The following is a 23,138-nucleotide window of genomic DNA, read 5'->3' on the forward strand; positions in this document are numbered from 1 at the left end:
TCTGAAAACTTCTTTTCAGACGGCCTTTTCCTTTTCTACAAATCAAATGCGGCGTTAATCAAACGTTTGGTGTAATCGTTTTGCGGATGGTGGAAAATCTGATCCGCGCTGCCGTACTCAACCATTTCCCCCTGCTTCATCACAATCACATTGTCGCTGACGGCACGCACAACAGACAAATCATGACTGATGAACATATAAGTCAGGCCGTATTTCTTCTGCAAATCGCGCAAAAGCTCGACCACTTTGGATTGTACGGAGCGGTCAAGCGCAGAGGTCGGCTCGTCCAAAAGAATGAATTTCGGGCGCAGGATAACGGCGCGTGCAATAGCGATACGTTGACGCTGGCCGCCGGAGAATTCATGCGGATAACGGTTGAGCGCGTCAAGCGGCAGGGACACTTCCTTCATGACTTCCAAAACACGCTGGATACGTTCTTTTTTGGTCATTTCAGGATGATGAACCGTCAAACCTTCGCCAATAATTTCGCCAACGGTCAGGCGTGGGGAAAGCGAACCGAACGGATCTTGGAACACAATTTGCCGTTGCGATTTCAGACGGCGTGCTTCTTCGGCGGTATAGTTTTTCAGGTCTTTGCCTTCAAAGGAGATATGGCCGGTATAAGGCAGCATCTGCATGACGGCTTTACCCAGCGTGGATTTGCCGGAACCGGACTCGCCGACGACGCCCAATGTTTCGCCTTCTTTAATTTTGAGGCTGATGCCTTTGACGGCGTCAAAAGTTTTGAGCGGTTTGCCGAAAAAGTTTTGCTTCAATACGAAAGAAACATTGACATTGTCGGCATCGATTAACACACCGGCGCTGGTTTCTTCCGGCTCTTTCATGCCTTTGGGAATGGCATTGATGAGTTCGGCGGTATATTCGTGCTTCGGATGGGCAAATACTTCTTTGATTTTGCCGCGCTCGACAATTTCGCCATTACGCATGACGCAGACGGTTTTGGAATAGTGTTCCGCCAAACCCAAATCGTGGGTAATGAAGATAATCGCCATGCCCATTTGCTGTTGCAAATCGTGGAGCAAATCAAGAATCTCGGCTTGAATGGTCACATCCAAAGCTGTGGTCGGTTCGTCGGCAATCAGCAGGTCAGGTTCATTAATAAGCGCCATGGCAATCATAATGCGTTGCAACTGACCGCCGGAAAACTCGTGAGGATATTGTTTCATGCGGCGCTCGGCTTCTTTGATGCCCACACGTTCCAGCAATGCCAATGCTTTTTGTCCTGCTTCTTTTTTGCCGAGCTTTTTATTGTGCACACGCGCCGCTTCAATCAGCTGCGCACCGATACGCATAAACGGATTGAGCGAAGTCATCGGCTCTTGGAAAATCACGCTGATGCGGTTGCCGCGCAAATCGCGTAAGGTTTTCTCATCGGCATCCAAAATGGAAATGCCGTCAAAAGTAATGCGCGAATCTTTGCCATAACGGGCAAATTTCTCAGGCAGCAGGCGCATAACGGACATAGATGTTACAGACTTGCCCGAACCGGACTCGCCGACCAAAGCCAATGTTTCGCCCTCTGCCACTTTAAAGCTGACATTACGCACGGCATGAACAGTTTTCTCATGCAGTTCGAAATCGATGTCCAGATTTTCTACAACCAGTAACTGTTTTGTCATTTTGATTATCCTTTTGGTTGCGGTTTAGCGGTCTTTCGGGTCAAGCGCATCGCGCAGGCCGTCGCCGATAAAGTTGAAACAGAACAAAGTGGTTACCAAGAAGAAACTCGGCACGAGCAGCTGCCATGGTGCGGCTTCCATAGAAATTGCGCCTTCTTGCAACATCGAACCCCAACTGGTCATTGGCTCTTGCACGCCTAAGCCCAAGAAGCTCAAGAAGGATTCAAACATAATCATGCCCGGCACCAACAAAGAGGCATACACCATCACCACGCCCAAAACATTCGGAATAATGTGGCGCGTCACGATTTTACGTTTTGCCACGCCGCTCACACGCGCCGCTTCGACAAACTCTTTATGCTTCAAGCTCAAAGTTTGGCCGCGCACGATACGCGCCACGTCCAACCAAGACACCAAACCCACAGCGGCAAAAATCAAAAGCAGATTGCGGCCGAAGAACGTAGTCAGCAGAATCACGAAAAACATAAACGGAAACGCGTTCAAAATTTCCAAAAAGCGCATCATCAGCGAATCGAGCTTACCGCCGATAAAGCCTGCAATCGCGCCATAAAGCGTACCGATGACAACGGCCACCAATGCGCCGGCCACACCGACCAGCAAGGAAATACGTCCGCCGGTTGCCGCACGCGACAGCAAATCGCGGCCGAGCAAATCCGTACCCAGATAGTGATGGGTAGAAAAGGACGGCGGAATCTGCATATTGTCCCAGTCGGTGAAGTCGTAGGTGTAGCGGACAATCCATGGCGCCACAATCACAAAAATGCTGATCAGCAACAGGATGATAATGCTGTACACTGCCGCTTTGTTCTGTTTAAAACGCCGCCATGCATCGCTCCACAGGCTTTTGCCGTGCACTTGGGCGTATTCTGCTGCCTCTGCGAGGGCCTGAGTCTGCTTCTTTTTAAATAACATAATGTTCTCTCTCGCTTTTTATTCTTTCTTCAGGCCGTCTGAACGTTTCAGACGGCCTTTGCGCAAATGGGATTAATAACGGATTTTCGGGTCAATAATGGCATACAGAATATCGAGGATGGCGTTGAACAAAATGGTCATGATGCCGACCAAAATCGTCAAACCCAAAATCATGCCGTAGTCGCGGTTGAGCGCGCCGTTGACAAACAATTGTCCGACGCCGGGAATACCGAACACGTTTTCAATCACAATGGAGCCGGTAATGATGCCGACGAATGCCGGACCTAAGAAAGAAACAATCGGCAGCATGGCGGGACGCAGCGCATGGCGCAGGATGATGCGGCTCATGGGCAGGCCTTTGGCGCGTGCTGTGCGGATAAAGGGGCTGTTCAATACTTCGATCATCGCGCCGCGCGTAATCCGCGCAATACTGGACACATAACCGATGGACAGAGTAACAACGGGCAAAATCAGATTCATCAGTGCGCCATCGTTCCAGCCGCCGGCAGGCAGCCATTGCAGTCTGACGGCAAACACCAGCACCAATACCGGCGCCATCACAAAGCTGGGAACGACAATACCGGTCATCGCACCGCTCATCAGCGCATAATCCAGCCAGCTGTTTTGTTTTAAGGCGGCGATAATGCCGATAAACATGCCGAAGATAGCGGCAATCAAAAAGGCGTAGAAGCCAAGTTCTGCCGATACCGGCAGGGATTGGGCAAGCAACTCATTAACGCTGAAATCTTTATATTTGAACGACGGTCCCAAATCCCCCTGCGCCAACTGCTTGAGGTAGTGGAAATATTGGAGGTACATCGGATCATTGAGGTGGTATTTGGCTTCGATGTTGGCCATGACCGCAGGCGGCAGATTGCGTTCGCCTGTGAACGGGCTGCCCGGTGCGAGCCGCATCAGGAAAAACGATACGGTAATCAACACCAGCATGGTCGGGATGGAAGCACATATCCGTTTGATGATGAATTTCAACATAATCAGGCTGTCCTGTCTGAACATACCGGACTCGTGAAAACAAAGCTGACCTGAAGCGGAAATCGGATGAATGGCAGCAGGCGTCTGTAACGTCGCCGCGCCGGTTTCTCTCTCTATTCCGACCGGGTTATTGTTTTTATTCGGAGTCGGGTAAGGTTTTTTAGTTTTTAGATAATTATTGTTATAAGGCCGTCTGAAACTTTGTATCCGCCGTTTCAGACGGCCTTTCACGTTAACGCGCCAAAGGTTCGGTACGTTCAATCAGCCATGCTTTGGCCGCGCCTTCTGTCAAAGGCTCAAGACGGCGGCGCACTTCGGCGTGATATTGGTTCAGCCATTCGATTTCGCTGCCGGTCATCAATTTGGTATCGATCAGGCGCGTATCGATTGGGCAGAGGGTAACGGTTTCAAAATACAGGAATTTGCCGAACTCGGTTTCCTCAGGGTTTTCAACCGGACGGTTGATTACCAAACTTTCGATACGGATACCCCATTTGCCCGGACGGTAAAGACCCGGCTCATTGGAAGTCAGCATACCTGACTTCATCGCGTGATGCGGTTGCGGCACGGCGGCAACGGCAATGCTTTGCGGACCTTCATGCACATTGAGGAAATAGCCCACGCCATGACCTGTACCGTGACCGTAATCGCATTGCGCCTGCCAGAGCGATTTGCGGCAGATGGCATCAATCATCGGGCCTTTGATGTTTTCAGGGAAAATGGTTTCCGCCAGAGAAATATGCGCTTTCAACACCAAAGTGTAATCGCGCTTCATGGCCGCACTCGGATTGCCGACAGGCACCACGCGCGTGATGTCGGTCGTGCCGCCCCAGTATTGGCCGCCGGAGTCAATCAACAGCATACCGTCGCCTTTAATTTTGCTGTTATTTTCCGGTGTCGCGCTGTAATGAGGCAAGGCGGCATTGGCATTGTAGCCGGCGATGGTGTCGAAACTTGGCGAAATAAAGCCGGGACGTTGGCTGCGGTGTTTATAGAGCATGCCGTCGATGTCCAGTTCGCTCAATTCGCCACCGTCTGCCAAGATTTGTTCAAACTCGGCAAAGAAGCCGCACAATGCCGCGCCGTCTTCCGCCATGGTATTGCGGATATGGGCGATGTCGGCATCGGATTTAACCGATTTGAAGAATGTGCTTGGGTGGATGGCTTCAATCAAACGGACGTCTTCAGGCAGGCGGCGCAAAGTGCCGACGGCGGTTTTGTTCGGATCAATCAGCAATGCGCCGTTAACGCCTGCCAAATAGTCCGCCGCTTGCGCATAAGGCAACACTTCAAAACCTGCCGCTTTCAAGGCTTCGGCAGATTCGGCTTTCAGACGGCCTGCATCGGTAAACAATATGGCTTTGTCTTGGCTGATAAACAGATGGGACAAGAACACGGGGTTGAACGGCACATCATCGCCGCGCAGATTGGTAATCCAAGCGATGTCGTCCAAAGAAGAAACCAAATGTGCATCTGCGCCCTGCTCCTTCATGGCCGCACGGATACGGGCCAGTTTTTCGGCCGCCGTTTCGGAAACATAGTCGGGATGGTGAACGTAGATTTCCGGAGTCGGCAATGCAGGACGGTCGTCCCACACTTCGTCCAACAAGGTTTCAGGATATTCGAGGCGGATGTTTTTGGCGGCAAGTGCCTGTTTCAAACCGCGCTCGCCGCTGAGTGCGAACATATCGGCAGGCGCGCCGACGACTGCGCCCTCGGGCAGATTTTGTGCCAACCACTCGGTATAAGGCGCATCAACGCCCATTTTTTTCAGCTCGATGCCGTTTGGAGCAAGCTGTTGGCCGGCCTGTTCCCAATAGCGGCTGTCCGTCCACACGCCTGCTTTATCGGCGGTTACCACCAAAGTGCCGGCTGAACCGGTAAAGCCGGAAAAATCGCGGCGCGCCTGCCAATGCTCGGGCAGGTATTCGGAAAGGTGCGGATCGGCGGAAGGGATGACAAACGCGTCCACGCCATGTTTTTTCATGGCTTCGCGTAAAGCGGACAAACGTTGTTGTACAGATTTCATGTGTTATGTCTCCTATTGTTTCAGACGGCCTCTGTCATCAAGGCCGTCTGAAAACTTATGCTGTCTATAATCAATCTATTTTTTCGGTGCGAACGACCAGCTCTTGACCGTATAGTTCCGCAAAGGGTCTTTGTCGGAATAGCCGATAATATCGGGTTTGACCATACGCACTTCAACCTGATGATACAGCGGAATCAGTGCAGCGTCTTCTTGAAGCTGCTTCTCCGCATCGGCATAGAGCTGGCTGCGCGCTTCCTTGCTGACACCATCTTTCAGCGTATTGTTCATAAATGTATCAAACGCCGCGCTTTTGTAGCGGAATGCATTGTTTGAGTTGTTGGATTTCAAGATATTGAGCATGCCCGCCGGATCGTTAAAATCAGAACACCAGCCGCTGAACGAAACCTTGAAATTGCCTTGCGCGCGCGTATCCAAATAAGTTTTCCATTCCTCGTTGGACAAAGTCGGACGGATAAACGGAATGGCGGCTTTCCACACCGACTGCACGGCAGTAATTTGTTTTTTAGACGCTTCGCTGGTGCTGTACAAGATATCGAACTCAAGCGGATGGTCATCGTTGTAGCCTGCTTCGTTCAACAGTTTGCGTGCGGTTTCGATGCGTTTTTCAGGCGTCCACTCTTTCCACTCCGGATAAACAGGAATCACGCCCTGCATTTGCGGCGGCGTCAATTGGAACGCAGGCGTATCGCCACGGCCGCCCACTTTGACGACGATGTCGCGGCGCGTCAACATATTGAGCGCCTTACGGACGCGCGGATCATTAAACGGCGCTGCTTCGTGGTTCGGCTCCAAATACCAGCTACACAAAGAAGTTGTACGTCTTACTTGGCCGGGAAACTCAATATCCGCCACTTTGACCTGATCGCTGGGAATACCGTAAGTCACATCAATTTCATTGGCGCGATAACGGTTGTACTCGCCGCTGCCTGACAAGAAAATCGCCTTCGGAATGGCTACTTTGTCTTTATCGTAATAATTGGGGTTGCGTTCCATATTGATGTGGCTGTTGACTTTCCAATCCTTTAACAGATAAGCGCCACTGGAAACATAATGACCGGGCTGCGTCCACTTGTTGCCGTATTTTTCGACAGTGGCACGATGAACTGGGAAAGTGAATTGCTGAATCAGCATATCGGGGAAATAAGGCACGGGCGCAATCAGCGTAAATTGCAGGGTCTTCGCGTCCAATGCCTTGACACCCAATGTCTCAGGCTTGGCTTTGCCGTTTAATATATCTTCCGCATTTTCCACTTGGGCATCGACCAAATAGCTGCCGAAAGGTGCGCCGGTAGCCGGATCGGCAAGACGGCGGAAGCTATACACGAAATCTTCGGCAGTAATCGGATCGCCATTACTCCATTTGGCATCACGCAGATGGAAGGTCCAAATACGCTCGCCCTCGCTCTCCCATTTTTCCGCCAAAGCAGGAATGGTTTTGCCTTCGGCATCCGTACCGACTAAACCATCCATCAACTGACGGATAATCGCACCGGCCGCCATATCGCCGCTCATCTGAGGATCCAGCGTGCCCGGCTCGACGCCGTTGCTGACTACCACGCGCTCATAATCGGTACGCTTAAACTCAGGAGCAGGCTTAACATCGCGGCTGCACGCTGACAATGCGAATACGGCAGCCAATGATGCAGCCAACAGCGGATAGGTTTTTCCGGCCATATTTCATTCCTTCTTTTGGGTATTCTTCTTTTTCAGACGGCCTGATTATTCAAACTACACTCAACTACATTTATTTAGAAGTTTTCCAGCATAGTTAAATCATCTATTTCAAACCATGAAAATAGTGTTTTAAACCATATATTCCATCGAAATAATAATAGCCGTCTAAGATTGTCGGCAAATTAACACAAAAATACGTAACTGAAAACTATTTTTCAATTTATCCTACGATAAGTTACAAATGTATTGATTTTTTATGTTTTGTCAAATAAGATTATCCGAACTCTTTCGCCATAAGCAAGAAAAAGACATAAAAAGGAGAATCAAATGAAGAAGTTATCTTACTTTATTGCCACTGCCCTCATCGGCTCTTCCCTAAGTGCCGCCCATGCCGAACCTAAAATGAGCGGCACCATCTACATCATGACCGAGGTCGAACACAACAATAAAACCGGCGTCACCAATACAACCATTTCCGATAAAAGTTCCAGTCTTTATCTCTCCGATGAAGTACGACTCAACAACGACTTATGGCTGAAATGGCAACTTGGCTCCTTTATTTACTTCGATTCCGACCGCTGGGGCGGTTGGGGTACTGCCGACTCATACGTCGCTCTCAACAGCTACAAAAACCTTGGCACCGTCAAAATGGGTTACATCAGTACGCCCATGAACAGCATTTATCTGAACCCGTTCGACACCAACAGCCCGATTTTAGAGTTCGGCAAAATTTCTCGCTTCGGCCAACGCCGTGTTTCCATGGCTTATGAGTCGCCTTGGAAAAACGGTTTCCAATTCAAATTCAACGTTTCCCCCGGTTCCAATGCCGCGCGCAACAACAATGACTGGAATCCGGACAAAAAACGTGACGGCGACTGGGTCTTCGGCTGGGGCGTGGACTACTACCACCCCAACAACGGCTTTAACGCGCACTACGCTGCCGAATACGCACCCAACGACTCTCCAACCGAAACCAAAGACTTCCAAGCCCATGCATTCATGGCCGGATACAGCAAAGACAAAATCTCCGTCGATGCCGCATTCCAATACGCCAAAAATACTTGCGACGGCTTCAGCTGCTGGGGCGTATGGAAAGATGCGGCAGGCAACGTAGCCGGTTCTTACGACAAAGAAATCAACAACACCAAAGAATTTATGGTGTCCGGCTCATACAAAGTAGGAAATTTCAAACCTCAAATCGGCTTTGCCTACGGTAAAAGCTCTGTCGGCGAAGACTACAAACACGTCGCCGTCAGCACCGATTACAGCTTCTCCAAACGGACAACCGCCACACTCGGTGCCGGCTGGTTGAAAGAAAACGTCAATCCGAAATACGAAGAAGATTTGCCGAAAAAATCTTCTTACGCAGTGGGCATGGTATTCAAACACCGCTATTAATGCCTGACAGATTAAAGGCCGTCTGAAACAATTTGTTCAGACGGCCTTTTCTACATCCTATAATTAAACTTGCAGCCCACCTTAAAAATCATTACATTGCCCACACTCAAGCAACAAAAACGTCATCATGAACGCCCACCGCACCCTCATCATCTCCGTTTTTATCGTCGCCAGCTGCGGCCTCGCTTACGAGCTCATCATCGCCGCTCTCGCAAGCTATCTTTTGGGCGACAGTATTTTGCAGTTTTCCTCCGTCATCGGGCTTTATCTGTTTTCAATGGGTATCGGTGCCCACCTGACCCAATACATCAAAGATAAAGACGTGTTGCACCGCTTCATCGAAATCGAACTTCTGGTCGGCATCATCGGCGGCATTTCCGCGCTGGCATTATTTGTGGCCTTCGGTTTATCCGCCGCCCCGTTCCGCACCCTGCTCTACGCTTTTGTACTGATTGTCGGCATGGTTGTCGGCATGGAAATCCCTTTGGTTATGCGCGTGTTAAACCAAAAAGGTGCGGAATTTAAAGAACTCGTTTCCAAAGTATTGACCTTCGACTACTTGGGCGCACTTGCCGTCTCCTTATTATTTCCGCTCCTGCTCGCCCCCAAACTCGGCATGGCGCGTTCCGCCTTGTTGTTTGGCATCTTCAACGCCGCCGTCGCCTATCTGACCGCGCGCGTCTTCAAAGCCGAACTGCCCCGTTACCGCGCCATCCGCCTGCGTGCGCTGATTGTCTTATCCATCCTCGCCATCATCTTCGTCTACGCCGACCGTATTTCCTTCAAAGCTGAACAAAGCTATTTTGGCGACCCCGTCGTCTATCAAAGCCACTCACCCTACCAGCGGCTGGTCGTTACCCGCTGGAAAAACGACACCCGCCTCTATATCAACGGCAACCTGCAATTCTCCTCACGCGACGAAGCCCGTTACCATGAAGCACTTGTCCTGCCTGCCATGCAGATGGTTCCCAACGCCGAGCGCGTCCTGATTCTCGGTGGCGGCGACGGATTGGCGGCACGCGAAGTCTTAAAATATCCGCAGGTCAAAAATGTTACTTTGGTTGACCTCGACCCCGACATGACCGCCACTTTTAGAACTTCCGCCACCTTAAGCGCCCTCAACCAAGGCTCGCTGTCCCATCCCAAAATGCACGTCGTCAACGACGATGCCGCCAAATGGCTGGAAGGGTCGTCTGAAAAATTCGACGTTATCATCATCGACCTGCCCGACCCGTCCAATTTCTCGCTGGGCAAACTCTACTCCGTCCCTATGTACCGCCTCGTTGCCCGCCATCTTGAGCCGCAGGGCAAGATTGTTGTGCAATCGACTTCGCCTTATTTCGCCCCTAACGCCTACTGGTCGGTCGTTGCCACCCTCGAAGCGGCCAAGTTGAATACCGCACCCTATCATGTCTACGTCCCTTCCTTTGGCGAATGGGGATTTGTGTTGGCAGGGTTTGACCAAAATTTCCCCATTCCGCAAAAATTCGACGTACCCACCCGCTATCTCAATGCCCAGACCGTTGCCGAAATGTTTCGCTTTCCGCCTGATATGGCAAGGCGCAAGGTGGAAGCAAATTATTTGAACAACCAAATCCTCGTCAGTTATTTTGAAAGCGATTGGAACAATGTGATGCGATAGAATATCTAAAAGTCGTCTGAAACATCTGTCTTCTTTTAATCTCCGTTCAGACAGCCTCATCGCCCGTTTACCCTTTTTCACACAGCATTTGCTTGAAAAAATAAGGTTTATCTTTATCTAGATAGAACACAATCGACACTATCCGTTGAATGAAGGAACAAACACTTATGCAGTATTTTGGAATCGGTTTTTTGGTTTTAATCTTTTTGGAAATCATGTCCATCGTCTGGGTTGCCGACTGGATAGGTGGCGGCTGGACGCTGTTTGTGATGGCTCTCAGCTTTATCAGCGGTATCTTTATGCTGCGCCATACCGGCATCTCAGGCCTTTTACTCGCAGGTGCAGCCGTCCGCAGCGGCCAAAACATTTCCCTCTATCAGATGCTGTGGCCGATTCGCTATACTGCTGCCGCGGTTTTCCTGCTCAGTCCCGGCTTTATTTCAACCGCCGTCGCCCTGCTCTTGCTGATTCCGTTTAGAGGCAACGCGACCGCTTCTTCTACGCAGTCTTTCCAAAGCCGTCAGACTTACAGCTCCGCCAAAGAGGATGAAGACATTATCGAAGGCGAATATACGGTTACGCGCACCAGCAAAGCCGACAAGCCGCAAGACTATATCGAACACAAACCCGATTGACGACTTCCTTCATAAAAGGCCGTCTGAAATAAAAATACCTCAAAAGTGTTTCATATTTCAGACGGCCTTAGTCATCTCCAGGCTTTGAAAATGTAAATATCGGTTTGTAATTCGGTTATTCCGCATAAATCATTTAAAATAAGCAGTTATTTTGATTCTAAAAACGACACGGTACCCAATGAACGTTCAACGTCTTTTCCCTCTCTCCCTCAGCTTGATTACCGCCGCTGTTTTATCGGCGTGCGCTACCCAAAACACACCGACTGCTTCGAAAACCGAAACCGTCGTTCAGCCTAAATCTACTTCTATTCCTTCACGCCGCGCCGACAGCGAATCCAAAGTCCTGTCCGATTACAGCCAATACCAAAGCGCCATCGATGCCGCCAAACGCGGCGACGATGCTTGGGTACAACAATTTTTATCCCAAGCCAGCGACAGCGCAATGGCTGAAAATGTCCGCAACGAATGGCTGAAAACCTTGGGCGCGCGCGGCCAATGGGATTTGTTCCGTCAAGAATTCAGCAAATTGAACGCCGCCGGCGTCGCACAAGAAGTGCAATGTTATGCCGATTTGAGCAGCGGCAATTACAGCAAAGCCGCCGAGCTGGTTCGCGTTACCGGCAAACTGCCTGCTGGCTGTACCCGCTTGGTTGAAAGCGCGGCAGCTTCAGGCCGTCTGAACGCCAACGATGCATGGCGTCGCGTACGCGGCTTATTGAGCAACAGCCAAACCACAGATGCACGCAACCTCGCCGCCGCATTGGGCAGCCCCTTTGAAGGTGGCGCGCAAGGCGCAACCGAATACAGCCTGTTGAGCGTAATCGGCAAAGATGCACGCAAATCCGCTTCTGCCGCCGCTACCCTGTCCGACATGGAATCAGGCCTCAGCCGCGAACAACGCAGCTTCGCATGGGGCGTATTGGGCCACTACCATGCACAAAGCCAAAATATGCCGACCGCTTTGAGCTACTACGGCCGCGTTTCCGACCGCAAACAACTGACCGACGAACAATTGGAATGGTACGCACGCGCCGCTTTGCGTCTGCAGCGTTGGGACGAATTGGCAAGCGTAATTCAGCATATGCCTGAAAAACTGCAAAAAGACCCGACATGGCAATATTGGCTGGGCCGCAGCTTTTCCGCACAAGGCAAAAGCGGCCAAGCCAAAGAAATGTACGAAAAAGCCGCCGCTTCCGGCCGCAATTTCTACGCCGTAATGGCAGGTGAAGAACTGGGCCGCCGCATCAATACGCGCAACAACGTTTCCGATGCCGATGCCAGAGACGTCCGCCGCATGAGCGAAGACGGTGCCATCAAACGCGCATTGGTTCTGTTTAAAAACAGCCAAAGCAACGGCGATTCCAAAATGCGCCGTCAGGCACAGGCGGAATGGCGTTTTGCCACCCGCGACTTCAACGAAGACAACCTGCTGACTGCCGCACAAGTTGCTTTTGACAACCAGTTCTACGACATGGCGATCAACAGTGCCGACCGTACCGACCACAAACTCAACTACAAACTGCGCTATCTCTCTCCGTTTAAAGACCTGACCGTCCGCTATGCCGCACAGGCAGGCGTTGACCCTGCATGGGTTTACGGTTTGATTCGCCAAGAAAGCCGCTTTGTCATGGGTGCGCAATCCAGCGTCGGCGCACAAGGCCTGATGCAGGTCATGCCTGCGACCGCCCGCGAAATCGCCGGCAAAATCGGCATGAGCAGCAGTGAACTCTACACCATGGACGGCAACATCCGCATGGGTACTTGGTACATGGCAGATGCCAAACGCCGCCTGCAAAATAACGAAGTAATGGCCACCGCAGGCTACAATGCCGGCCCCGGCCGCGCCCGCAACTGGCAGGCTTCTTCGCCTTTAGAAGGCGCGATTTACGCCGAGACCATCCCATTCACCGAAACCCGCGACTACGTGAAAAAAGTTATGACCAACGCGACTTATTACGCGTCATTGTTCAACGAACCGCAAACTTCGTTGAAACAACGTATGGGTACGGTTCCCGGCCGTTATTAATACCCGATAGGCCGTCTGAAAAGTGAGACAGAATCAAACGTTCAGACGGCCTGCAACCTTGACAGACCATCGGGTTTATAAGATAATCGCCCGATTGTTTCTGACCGAAAAGGTCACTTGCACGGCAAAAGCCGACTTGTTAGGAGGTGATGTTTACATCACGGCGCGTATCCCGCCCTGCCCTCGGCAAACCAGCGATACAACAACTCCCCCATTATGACAAACCGTCCTCTATTTCTTAAAACGGTTTGATTGAACAAAATTTAAAGGAAATAAAATGCCTGCTATTCGTGTTAAAGAGAATGAACCATTTGAAGTTGCCATGCGTCGTTTCAAACGTGCCGTAGAAAAAACCGGTCTGTTGACCGAACTGCGCGCCCGTGAAGCGTACGAAAAACCAACTACCGAACGCAAACGCAAAAAAGCTGCTGCAGCCAAACGTCTGCAAAAACGTCTGCGCAGCCAACAACTGCCTCCTAAAATGTACTAATTACAGGCCTGCCCTGTGATAAACGACACACCGCAAGGGCAGCTTTGCGGTGTGTTTTGTTTTTCAGACGGCATCTTTTTATATAAAGTGAGAACATTATGAGCCTAAAAACACAATTAACCGAAGACATGAAAACCGCCATGCGTGCCAAAGACCAAGTATCTTTAAGCACCATCCGCCTGATTAATGCCGCCATCAAACAATTTGAAGTAGATGAGCGCACTGAAGCCGATGACGCAAAAGTCATCTCTATTCTGACCAAAATGGTGAAACAGCGCAAAGACAGCGCCAAAATCTACACCGAAGCCGGTCGTCAAGATTTGGCTGACAAAGAAAACGCGGAAATCGAAATCCTCAACCGCTACCTGCCGCAAATGATGTCTGCAGAAGAAATCAAGACTGTCGTTGAAGCAGCCATTACAGAAACCGGTGCATCAGGCATGGCCGATATGGGCAAAGTCATGGGTGTACTGAAAACCCGTCTGGCCGGCAAAGCCGACATGGGTGAAGTCAACAAGGTTTTGAAAGCCGCATTGACTGCTTAATCATCAATAATTAAAAAGGCTGTCTGAAATATTATTTTCAGACGGCCTTTCTTATTGTGCCAATCAAGCGGCAGTTACTTTACCTTCATGACGCAACAAAGTAATCAAATCGCTGATACGTTTTTTCATGGAACGGCGATCGACGATTTGGTCGATTGCCCCCTTCTCCAACAAGAATTCTGCACGTTGGAAACCTTCCGGCAAGGTTTCACGTACAGTCTGCTCGATAACGCGCGGACCGGCAAAACCAATCAGCGCATTCGGTTCTGCCAAAACCACATCGCCCAAGAAGGCAAAGCTGGCAGATACGCCGCCCATGGTCGGGTCGGTCAATACAGAAATAAACGGCAGACGTTTTTCAGTCAGCAAATGCAAAGCCGCGCTGGTCTTCGTCATCTGCATCAAAGAGTTAATCCCTTCCTGCATACGCGCACCACCGGAAGCCGCCACACAAATAAACGAACAATTATCTGCAACGGCACGACGTACACCCTGAACGAAACGCTCACCCACGACCGAACCCATAGAGCCGCCGATAAAACGGAATTCAAACGCAGCCACAACGACAGGCAGGCCGTTCATGGTGCCTTTCATAACAACCAATGCATCGTCTTCGCCGGTTGCTTTACGCGCAGCCGCGAGGCGGTCGGGATATTTTTTGCTGTCTTTGAATTTCAGCGGGTCGGTCGGTTTAATATTGGCTGCAATCTCTTCACGGCCTTCTTCATCCAAAAGTAGATTCAAACGTTCGCGCGCAGAAAGCGGATTGTGGTGATTACATTTCGGGCAGACTTCGCTGTTTTGCTTCAACTCGGTTGAATAAACCGTTGCCGAACAAGACGGACATTTGTGCCACAGGCCTTCAGGGACGCTGGACGAACTGCTTCGGTTTTTAATTTTCGGAGGAAGAATTTTATCTAGCCAGCTCATGAATGACTCCTTGGAATTCAGAATTCAGACGGCCTGTTGAATGTAAGGCCGTCTGAAATAATGGAATAAAAAATATTAGCGAATCGCGTCTTTCAACTCTTTAACCAACACGCCTACCGCTTCGGCCTCGCTACCTGCGTGGCTTTCAATCTCTTTGACGATACGGCTGCCGACAATAACGGCATCCGCTACCGCACCAATTTTACGCGCACTCTCCGCATTATTGATGCCGAAGCCGACACCAATCGGAATATCGATGTATTTGCGCAAAAGCTCTATTTTACGCGAAACTTCTTCAGTATCCAAACTTGCCGCACCGGTCACGCCTTTGAGCGATACATAATACACAAAACCGCCGGCTACTTTGGTAATCGTTTGAATACGCTCCTCAGTTGTTGTTGGCGCAATAAGGAAAATACAATCAATACCTTGCTCTTTCAACGAGTCATGCAGCGGGGTAATGGTTTCTACCGGAGAATCCACAGTCAATACGCCATCCACGCCAGCGTCGGCAGCCGCTTGTGCAAACGCTTGATAACCCATTTTATGTACTGGGTTCAAATAGCCCATTAACACAATCGGCGTTTTATCATTGGTTTGGCGGAACAAACGTACTGTTTCCAATACGTCGTACAAAGAAACATGATTTGCCAACGCCCTTTCAGCCGCACGCTGAATGGTCGGACCATCCGCCATCGGGTCAGAAAACGGCACACCCAGTTCCAAAATATCAGCACCGTTAGCCACCAGGCTATGCATCAATGCCAAGGTCGTCTCAAGGTTGGGATCACCCACTGTAATATAAGGAATCAGTGCTTTTGCGCCATTGAGCGCTGAGAAAGTTTGTTGGATTCTGCTCATTTTCTGCTATCCATTTCATCGATTCGAATGTTGTCCGACAGCCTAATCTATTCTGCCGTTACATTTATTGTAAAAAACTTAGTCTGCCGCAAAAACAAATGGCCGCTTTTCCCAATCGGCAAACAAGAGGCTAAGTATAACATTTACGGCTATTTCATAGAATCATTTGCAATCAAGATTCTGATATTTTGAAAGCAATATAAAACAATAAAGGCCGTCTGAAAATCATTCAAACAGCCTTTATTAGAATCAATTATGCAAATCTTTGTATGCTTTCGCACTTTTGATCAGATTTTTCCTATCAATTACAGCTCAACATGATGGTTTTGTTGTTCAAAACCAAGATGACGCTCCAAATCAGACAAAATCTGCGTCAGACCATGACGGACTTCTTCCGCATTGGCGGCAGGATTGCCGTTTGCATCCAAAGCGCCACGGCTGAACGTATCGATATACGGTTCAAACGTATCTTTCAGTTTCAACAACTTAACTACATCTGAGCGCGTATATCGATCGCCACCGTATCCAATCACAACATTATTTTCATGTTGCCATTGGGCAAACTGAGCCGGGCTGATTTGCACCAATTGGCACATCTCATCCAACGTAAAATAACGCTTGGCAGGAATAACCGGATTATTGTTGTTTGTCATAGTAATGCTCCACCATGCCTTTGAGTTTTTGGCTGGCATGGAAAGTTACCACACGGCGTGCGGTAATCGGCACTTCTTCGCCTGTTTTAGGGTTACGGCCTGGGCGTTGAGGTTTGTCGCGCAATTGGAAATTGCCGAAACCGGAAATTTTAATTTCTTCACCACGCGCCAAAGTGCTGCGGATTTCTTCAAAAAAGAGCTCGACGATTTCTTTGGCATCATTCTTGGTGACGTTGCTGACTTTGTCGACCAAAATATCAGCCAATTCTGCTTTAGTTAGTGTCATGTGTTTACCTTCATTCAAACTGGTGCAATTATTACCAAAATTCTTTTAAAAATCAAGTCCTCACCAAAAAATCAAATATTATTGGTGATTTTTGGCGACAACTTTTATCTTATTTTAAGCGCGAAGCTGTGCATCTTTTTCGGCTGCCGCTTTAATCATTTTCGCAACCAAAGGCTCGATGACTTCATCTGTCAGCGTGTTTTCCATATCTTGCAAAATGATTTTGACGGCAACGCTCTTCATGCCTTCAGGCACGCCCGTACCGCGGTAAACGTCAAACACGCTGATTTCTTGAACCAGCTTGTTTGCTGCCGCTTTCAGGGCATTTAACAAATCATCATGCGTCACAGCCTCAGGCATTACAAATGCCAAATCTCGGCGCGCAGGTTGGAATTTGGATACAGACTGATAACGGGTTTTCTCACGACCCAATACCGCATCCATATCGATTTCAAATACCAGCGGCGCTTGTGGCAAGTCATATTTTTGCAGCCATTTCGGATGCAACTCGCCAACAAAACCAACTACTTTGCCGTCTGAAACAATATTGGCGGCACGTCCAGGATGCAATGCCGGATGTTCTGTCTTAACAAAGGATACTTCCTTGTTTTTCAAAAGGCTCTCAACATCGGCTTTCATATCGTAAAAATCTACGTAGCGTGTTTTCTCACCCCATTGCTCAGGCAACACGGAGCCATACCACAAACCGCCAATACGTTCGTTTTGAACAAATTGATCAGCCGAATCTTTGCTGAACACACGGGCAATTTCAAACACGCGTACGCGGTTTTGCTTACGGTTCAAATTGTTTTGCAAAACTTCCACCAAACCGCCGATAAGCGTAGAACGCATAACGGCATACTGCGCCGCCAACGGATTTTGCAGGCGGATAGGATTGGTATTGGCAGCAAAGTCTTGCTCCCATTGCTCATCCACAAACGCATAGCTGACTACTTCGCGGTAACCGCGAGCCGCCATTTCGTTATAAACCGCAAAACGCGGACGTTTGGTTTCAGGCAAAGCCAACATCTTCAGACGGCCTGAAGTATAGTCGTCAGGAATATTTTCATAACCGTAAACGCGGCCGATTTCTTCAATCAAATCAGCTTCGATCTCGATATCGAAACGGAAGCTAGGAGAAGTGACACGGAAGCCTTCTGCAGTTTTCTCAGGCTGCAAACCCAAGTGTTGCAAGATAATTTCAACTTGCTCGACAGGGATTTCAACGCCCAATACCGTTTTCAGACGGCCTAAACGCAATTCGACCTGTTTTGCCTCGGGCAATTTGCCTTGTGCCTCAACCATTTCACCGGCTGCACCACCGCAAATCTGCAACACCAATTCGGTAGCACGCTCAATAGCATCAGCTTGCAAGCGGTAATCCACACCGCGTTCAAAACGGAAAGAAGAATCCGAACCAAAACCGTATTGACGGGATTTACCGGCAATAATCTCCGGAGCAAACCAAGCAGCTTCCAACACAATATTTTGTGTCTCATCAGAAACCGCGCTTGCCTCGCCGCCCATCAAGCCGGCCAAGCTCAACGCACCTTTTTCATCAGCGACCACCAGTGTATTGTCAGCCAAAGTAACCGTCTTCTCATTCAGACACGCCAAAGTCTCGCCATTTTGAGCACGGCGGACAATCAAACTGCCTGACAGCTTGTCAGCATCGAAAACATGCATAGGCTGACCGATTTCCAGCATCACATAGTTACCAATGTCCACCAATGCGGAAATGCTGCGGATACCGCTGCGTTCCAAACGTTGTTTCATCCAATCGGGAGTAGCCGCTTTCGCATTGACATTTTCAATAACGCGGCTGATAAAACGACCGCAATCGGCCGGTGCATCAATACGGACAGCCTGTTTTTTCTCGCTGCCAATAGAGGCCGTCTGAATTTCAACAGGCGTAAACACACATTGAGTCAACGCAGAAACCTCACGCGCAATGCCCTTAACACTCAAGCAATCAGCGCGATTAGGCGTAATTTTCAACGTAAACAGCGTATCGTCCAAATCCAAGTATTCGCGGATATTGGTACCGACAGGCGCATCTTCAGGCAGAATGTGCAGACCGTCTACACCATCATCAGGCAAACCCAGTTCATTGGTCGAACACAACATGCCGTTTGATGGTACGCCGCGCATTTTAGTCGGCTTAATTTTGAAATTACCCGGCAAAACGGCACCCGGCAACGAACACGGCACTTTAATGCCCGGCTTGACATTTGGCGCGCCACAAACAATCTGAACTAACTCGCCCGTACCGGCATCAACTTGGGTAACGTTCAAACGGTCTGCATCAGGATGTTTTTCAACGGATTTTACTTCGGCAACAACCACGCCACTGAAAGCAGGGGCAGCAGTATCGATTTCTTCCACTTCCAAACCGGCCATAGTCAAAAGATGTTCCAGTTTATCGGCAGAAAGATCAGGATTGGCTTGGGTTCTCAGCCATGAGTAGGAGAATTGCATTTATCACTTCCTATAAAATAAATCTGCTTTATTTAAAGCGAACTTGAAGATTCAGTTTGATAAAAAAGTCATTGTCTTCTTTGAATAGCCAACCGTAAAAATACTTCTTCTTAGCATCATTGTCAGAATGCCCTGGATTATTTTTATCTTCGCCTGTAGTAGCTTGTTCCAATTTTGTACGCTTTAAGAGATAATTTCTAAGTAAATTGAAGTCATAAATGTGGAAACATACGACACTTCCATCCTTTTTTGCTACAATTACCCCACCAAAAGATTCATATTCTCCCAGCCATACAGCTTCCGAGGTCATTCCCATCGCACTTTCTACTAAAAATTTTTTAATCTTATACTCATAAAACTTCTGCTGCCCCTCCCCCCTTCATAAAAATTTAATGGGTCTGAATCCTCCAATATGTCTACTAATTTTTCAATAGAAGATTCCCTATTCAAATACCTTAAGTATAGGCAATGTGCCAAAATTTCAGGTAGATCCCCATCTATAATCTTCAGATTATTATAAAACTGCCTGGACTGTATTCCTTGAAAGCAAACATCTGCACCAATGTTTTCTATTTTTTCTAATCTTGCTGTTATCTTTCCTTTCTTTCCTTTTGTCTCATAAGTATTACCATTGAAAGACTGTAAATCAAAGCTTTTTGGAAGATTTGTTATCTTATAAATAAAGTTGTTTCCAGCCCCTGTGTTCAATAAAGTTGCATTTTCTCCTAATAAAGACTTAATACTGAAGCCTAAATCAGTATCCTTGGCAAGCCGATAATCATAAATTTTTAACCTTATATCCGATTTAGTACCAGAATTAGCTTTTGCTGTTTTAATTTGATTGCTCTGTAAAAATGGATCTAATTTAGAAATTGGAAATGAACGGTCTTTTCCATCTTTTATACCTGATAAAGCATCTTCAATTACTTTAGTTAATTCCTGATATGTATAGCTATTCAATAATTCTTCTTGAGTATTATCAACTTTAAAGATATGTATTTTTACTTCTTCACCTAGCTCTTCTCTTTCAAACTCTAGCCGATATCCTTGTTCAGATTTATAGCTTTTCATCACTTGATAAATATTTGTATTATCAGGATTTAAATCCATATCTGACTGCACCAACTTTCCCTCTGCAATTAGTTTCAATAATACATATAATTCTGTCCACTCCCCTTTATTTGCTCGTACCGCCATAATTTTATCCCTTATCTGATAATAGCTTGTCTAAAACTCTCTCAGCCACTGCCTGAATTGCTGGCACAGCAACCGAATTGCCGAATTGTTTATATGCGGAAGCATCTGCAACCGGGATTTTAAATTCTTCAGGAAACCCTTGCAGCCTTGCCCATTCGCGCGGAGTCATTTTTCTGATTCCTTCGCGGTTTACCTCGCCTTTAATATTGGTGGTCGGAGTAAAATCGGTAATACGCTTGTCGATTACCAAATTCCGCTCCCTTCCCATACCTCCGACGACAATCGCATTGGCAATCCCGTCATCGGGAATAATCTCATATCCAAACCCATTACCCTTTTCTTCATGCCTTTGTTTGTGTTTTCTTAAAGTATCAATGTATTGGGTGGACAAATAATATTTAGTCGGTACAGTATCTTTTTCCCGTATATCCTTAAAAGCCACCTGAATTCTTGTCGGTTCAGGATATTCGAAATCTTTGATATTAGTATCTTCCCGAAAGCCCACAATAAAAATCCTCTCACGGTTTTGCGGCACCCCGAAATCCTTTGCATTGACAATTTTCGGCTCTGGTACAAAATATCCTAAATCTTCTCTCAACGTATTCAATATCGTCTGCAACGTCCTGCCTCGATCATGATTAGTCAATCCTTTTACGTTTTCCAAAAAGAATGCCTTAGGACGGTGCCTGCGGATAATCTCCGCCACATCAAAAAATAATGTACCGCGCGTATCTTCAAACCCCCCGCGCCGGCCGGCAATCGAAAAGGCTTGACAGGGGAAACCTGCACACAGCACATCAAATTGCTTCGGAATGTATTGTTTGGTTTCTTCCGAAGTAATATCGCCAAACGGTACTTCTCCGAAATTGGCTTCATACGTCTGTTTGGCTTTCTCGTCCCACTCGCTCGAGAACACGCATTTCCCACCCAAGTTCTGCATCGCTATGCGGAAGCCGCCAATACCTGCAAACAAATCGATAAAGGTAAATTTGGGCTTCAAGGCCGTCTGAAAAGTACCACTGTTTTCAAAAAGGCAGTATTGAGCTGCTTTTTCTTCCAAGTATTCGCCTTGATTACCACCCTTAATTTCGTTTTTGTAAATCAATTCTTCTTGCTCGGATGATTTCTTTGACTTTTTCTGCACAGCTGGTTGTATCTTTAACGACATCGTTACTCCAAAAACGTAAAACCGTCCAGCCCTCGGCTTTCAGACGGCCTGTTACTTCCATATCCCGTCGGATGTTGCGTTCTATCTTGGCAATCCAAAATTCGCGGTTGCCCTTTATTTCCGCTTTTCTCTGTTCCCAATCCTTGCCGTGCCAAAACTCGCCATCGACAAACACGGCAACTTTGTATTTTTTAAACGAAAAATCAGGTTTTCCAAAAATGCTTCCGCTATTTTTCCGATACCTGAGCCCCAAAGCCCACATCGCCTTTGCCAATGCAAGCTCAGGTTTCGTCCCTTTGCTTTTGTTGGCACGCATACATTTTTTACGCTGCTCTGGGGTTAATTTATCCATTTTTTGGGGCGTCTGAAAATTACTTAAACTGCTTCAAAAAGTTCAAATCATTATCGAAGAACAAGCGCAGGTCATTGACGTTGTAGCGCAACATGGCAAAGCGGTCGAGACCGATACCGAAAGCGAAACCGGTATATTTTTCAGGGTCGATATTGACGTTTTTCAACACGTTAGGATGTACCATGCCACAGCCGCCGACTTCCAACCATTTGCCGTTTTCGCCCATGATGTCGATTTCGGCAGAAGGCTCGGTGAACGGGAAGAAAGACGGACGGAAACGTACTTGCAGGTCATCGCGTTCAAAGAAGCGACGGATAAAATCAGTGAACACTGCTTTCAAATCGGCAAAAGTTACGCCCTCTTCTACCCACAAACCTTCGGCCTGATGGAACATAGGCGAGTGAGTGGCATCACTGTCCACACGGTAAACGCGGCCAGGGGCAATAATGCGGATAGGCGGCTCTTTTTTGTCGAGCATATAGCGGATTTGAATAGGCGAAGTGTGTGTGCGCAAAACGTCGCCGTTTTCAACGTAGAAAGTATCTTGCATCGCACGCGCTGGGTGATTTGCAGGAATATTCAAGGCTTGGAAATTGTGGAAATCGTCTTCGATTTCAGGGCCGTCCGCCACTTCAAAACCCATACCGTGAAACAGCTCGACCACACGTTGCAAAGTCAAAGTAACCGGATGCAAACCGCCATGTTCTTGTGCACGGCCCGGCAAAGTAATATCCAAGGCTTCTGCAGCCAATTGAGCTTGTAGCTTGGCTTCATTCAGGGCATCGCGTTTGGCATTAAAGGCCGTCTGAAACTGATTTTTGCATTCGTTGATGTGCGCGCCTATGGTTTTACGCTCTTCAGGAGACATTTGACCCAAAGTTTTCAAAAGTCCGGTCAATTCGCCGGTTTTACCAAGATAGCGTGCTTTAATTTGTTCTAAGGCATTGAAGTCTTGCGCGGCTTCAATAGCGGCAATACCTTCTGCAACGATACGGTTTACATTTTCCATAGTGGTTTATCGTCTGTTTGTTGATGGCAGGCCGTCTGAAACAACAAAGCCGTCTGTTGGATTTGATTGCAAACCCGTTCAGACGGCCTTTTGTCTTACTGCGGCCAATCCGTTTGATAAGAGAGGCCTATTTTATCGCAAATTAGTATAAAAAAATAGAGTTTAAAGAAAGAAAATC

The 23,138-nt window shown here is 48.2% G+C and carries 19 protein-coding genes and 1 pseudogene; 6 read left to right on the forward strand and 14 right to left on the reverse strand.

What is annotated here, in order from left to right:
- Positions 1 to 35: 35 nt before the first annotated feature.
- From DBY95_RS04335 to DBY95_RS04355, 5 genes are all read right to left on the reverse strand, one after another.
- Positions 36 to 1,640: an ABC transporter ATP-binding protein gene (locus tag DBY95_RS04335; protein ID WP_107723500.1), complete on the reverse strand. Its 1,605-nt coding sequence runs from the start codon at positions 1,638 to 1,640 to the stop codon at positions 36 to 38.
- A 24-nt stretch (positions 1,641 to 1,664) separates the two neighbouring features.
- Positions 1,665 to 2,573, reverse strand: a complete 909-nt coding sequence (gene oppC, locus DBY95_RS04340) for an oligopeptide ABC transporter permease OppC (protein WP_003683112.1) — start codon at positions 2,571 to 2,573, stop codon at positions 1,665 to 1,667.
- Between the two features lie 72 nt (positions 2,574 to 2,645).
- Complete coding sequence (oppB, locus tag DBY95_RS04345) at positions 2,646 to 3,566, reverse strand: oligopeptide ABC transporter permease OppB (RefSeq protein WP_036490316.1); 921 nt, start codon at positions 3,564 to 3,566, stop codon at positions 2,646 to 2,648.
- 232 nt (positions 3,567 to 3,798) lie between these two features.
- Positions 3,799 to 5,595 carry an aminopeptidase P family protein gene (locus DBY95_RS04350; protein WP_107723501.1) on the reverse strand — a complete coding sequence of 599 codons (1,797 nt, stop codon included), beginning with the start codon at positions 5,593 to 5,595 and terminating at the stop codon, positions 3,799 to 3,801.
- Positions 5,596 to 5,670: 75 nt separating this feature from the next.
- The gene (locus DBY95_RS04355) at positions 5,671 to 7,290 is read right to left on the reverse strand and encodes an ABC transporter substrate-binding protein (RefSeq protein WP_107723502.1); all 1,620 of its coding nucleotides are present in this window, start codon (positions 7,288 to 7,290) and stop codon (positions 5,671 to 5,673) included.
- Positions 7,291 to 7,617: 327 nt separating this feature from the next.
- Between DBY95_RS04355 and DBY95_RS04360 the strand changes: the two genes are divergently transcribed.
- The 6 genes from DBY95_RS04360 to DBY95_RS04385 all read left to right on the forward strand — a co-directional run bounded on the left by DBY95_RS04360 (position 7,618) and on the right by DBY95_RS04385 (position 14,026).
- Positions 7,618 to 8,688 (forward strand): porin, encoded by a 1,071-nt coding sequence (locus DBY95_RS04360; RefSeq protein WP_070826500.1) that lies wholly within the window; start codon positions 7,618 to 7,620, stop codon positions 8,686 to 8,688.
- 124 nt (positions 8,689 to 8,812) lie between these two features.
- Positions 8,813 to 10,330, forward strand: coding sequence for a polyamine aminopropyltransferase (locus DBY95_RS04365; protein ID WP_308881585.1), 1,518 nt, complete (start codon positions 8,813 to 8,815; stop codon positions 10,328 to 10,330).
- Between the two features lie 167 nt (positions 10,331 to 10,497).
- Positions 10,498 to 10,965, forward strand: a complete 468-nt coding sequence (locus DBY95_RS04370; RefSeq protein ID WP_199903851.1) for an FxsA family protein — start codon at positions 10,498 to 10,500, stop codon at positions 10,963 to 10,965.
- A gap of 178 nt (positions 10,966 to 11,143) precedes the next feature.
- On the forward strand, positions 11,144 to 12,991 hold the full coding sequence (locus tag DBY95_RS04375; protein ID WP_107723505.1) for a lytic transglycosylase domain-containing protein: 1,848 nt from the start codon (positions 11,144 to 11,146) through the stop codon (positions 12,989 to 12,991).
- Positions 12,992 to 13,268: 277 nt separating this feature from the next.
- Positions 13,269 to 13,481: a 30S ribosomal protein S21 gene (gene rpsU / locus DBY95_RS04380; protein ID WP_003680926.1), complete on the forward strand. Its 213-nt coding sequence runs from the start codon at positions 13,269 to 13,271 to the stop codon at positions 13,479 to 13,481.
- A gap of 98 nt (positions 13,482 to 13,579) precedes the next feature.
- Entirely contained in the window at positions 13,580 to 14,026 is a 447-nt protein-coding gene (locus DBY95_RS04385) for a GatB/YqeY domain-containing protein (RefSeq protein WP_107723506.1), read from the forward strand.
- 63 nt (positions 14,027 to 14,089) lie between these two features.
- On the opposite strand, the gene accD is transcribed toward DBY95_RS04385, so the two are convergent.
- From accD to pheS, 9 genes and pseudogenes are all read right to left on the reverse strand, one after another.
- A complete protein-coding gene (gene accD, locus DBY95_RS04390) occupies positions 14,090 to 14,956 on the reverse strand; it encodes an acetyl-CoA carboxylase, carboxyltransferase subunit beta (protein WP_049331298.1) in 867 nt (288 codons plus the stop codon).
- Between the two features lie 75 nt (positions 14,957 to 15,031).
- Positions 15,032 to 15,817 carry a tryptophan synthase subunit alpha gene (gene trpA, locus DBY95_RS04395; protein ID WP_107723507.1) on the reverse strand — a complete coding sequence of 262 codons (786 nt, stop codon included), beginning with the start codon at positions 15,815 to 15,817 and terminating at the stop codon, positions 15,032 to 15,034.
- A 305-nt stretch (positions 15,818 to 16,122) separates the two neighbouring features.
- On the reverse strand, positions 16,123 to 16,470 hold the full coding sequence (locus tag DBY95_RS04400) for a hypothetical protein (RefSeq protein WP_107723508.1): 348 nt from the start codon (positions 16,468 to 16,470) through the stop codon (positions 16,123 to 16,125).
- A complete protein-coding gene (locus tag DBY95_RS04405; RefSeq protein ID WP_003680933.1) occupies positions 16,454 to 16,756 on the reverse strand; it encodes an integration host factor subunit alpha in 303 nt (100 codons plus the stop codon). The genes DBY95_RS04400 and DBY95_RS04405 overlap by 17 nt, the downstream gene beginning before the upstream one ends.
- Before the next feature lie 114 nt (positions 16,757 to 16,870).
- Positions 16,871 to 19,234, reverse strand: a complete 2,364-nt coding sequence (pheT, locus tag DBY95_RS04410; protein WP_107723509.1) for a phenylalanine--tRNA ligase subunit beta — start codon at positions 19,232 to 19,234, stop codon at positions 16,871 to 16,873.
- A gap of 28 nt (positions 19,235 to 19,262) precedes the next feature.
- Positions 19,263 to 20,431: pseudogene (locus DBY95_RS04420) on the reverse strand (HpaII family restriction endonuclease).
- 4 nt (positions 20,432 to 20,435) lie between these two features.
- Complete coding sequence (locus tag DBY95_RS04425) at positions 20,436 to 21,536, reverse strand: DNA cytosine methyltransferase (RefSeq protein ID WP_107723512.1); 1,101 nt, start codon at positions 21,534 to 21,536, stop codon at positions 20,436 to 20,438.
- Positions 21,514 to 21,951: a very short patch repair endonuclease gene (locus DBY95_RS04430; protein WP_107723513.1), complete on the reverse strand. Its 438-nt coding sequence runs from the start codon at positions 21,949 to 21,951 to the stop codon at positions 21,514 to 21,516. Before DBY95_RS04430 ends, DBY95_RS04425 begins: the two co-directional genes overlap by 23 nt.
- A 19-nt stretch (positions 21,952 to 21,970) precedes the next feature.
- A complete protein-coding gene (gene pheS / locus DBY95_RS04435) occupies positions 21,971 to 22,960 on the reverse strand; it encodes a phenylalanine--tRNA ligase subunit alpha (RefSeq protein WP_003683075.1) in 990 nt (329 codons plus the stop codon).
- Between the last annotated feature and the right edge of the window lie 178 nt (positions 22,961 to 23,138).

This window comes from Neisseria subflava (assembly GCF_003044935.1).
In the GTDB taxonomy this organism is placed as follows: domain Bacteria; phylum Pseudomonadota; class Gammaproteobacteria; order Burkholderiales; family Neisseriaceae; genus Neisseria; species Neisseria subflava_E.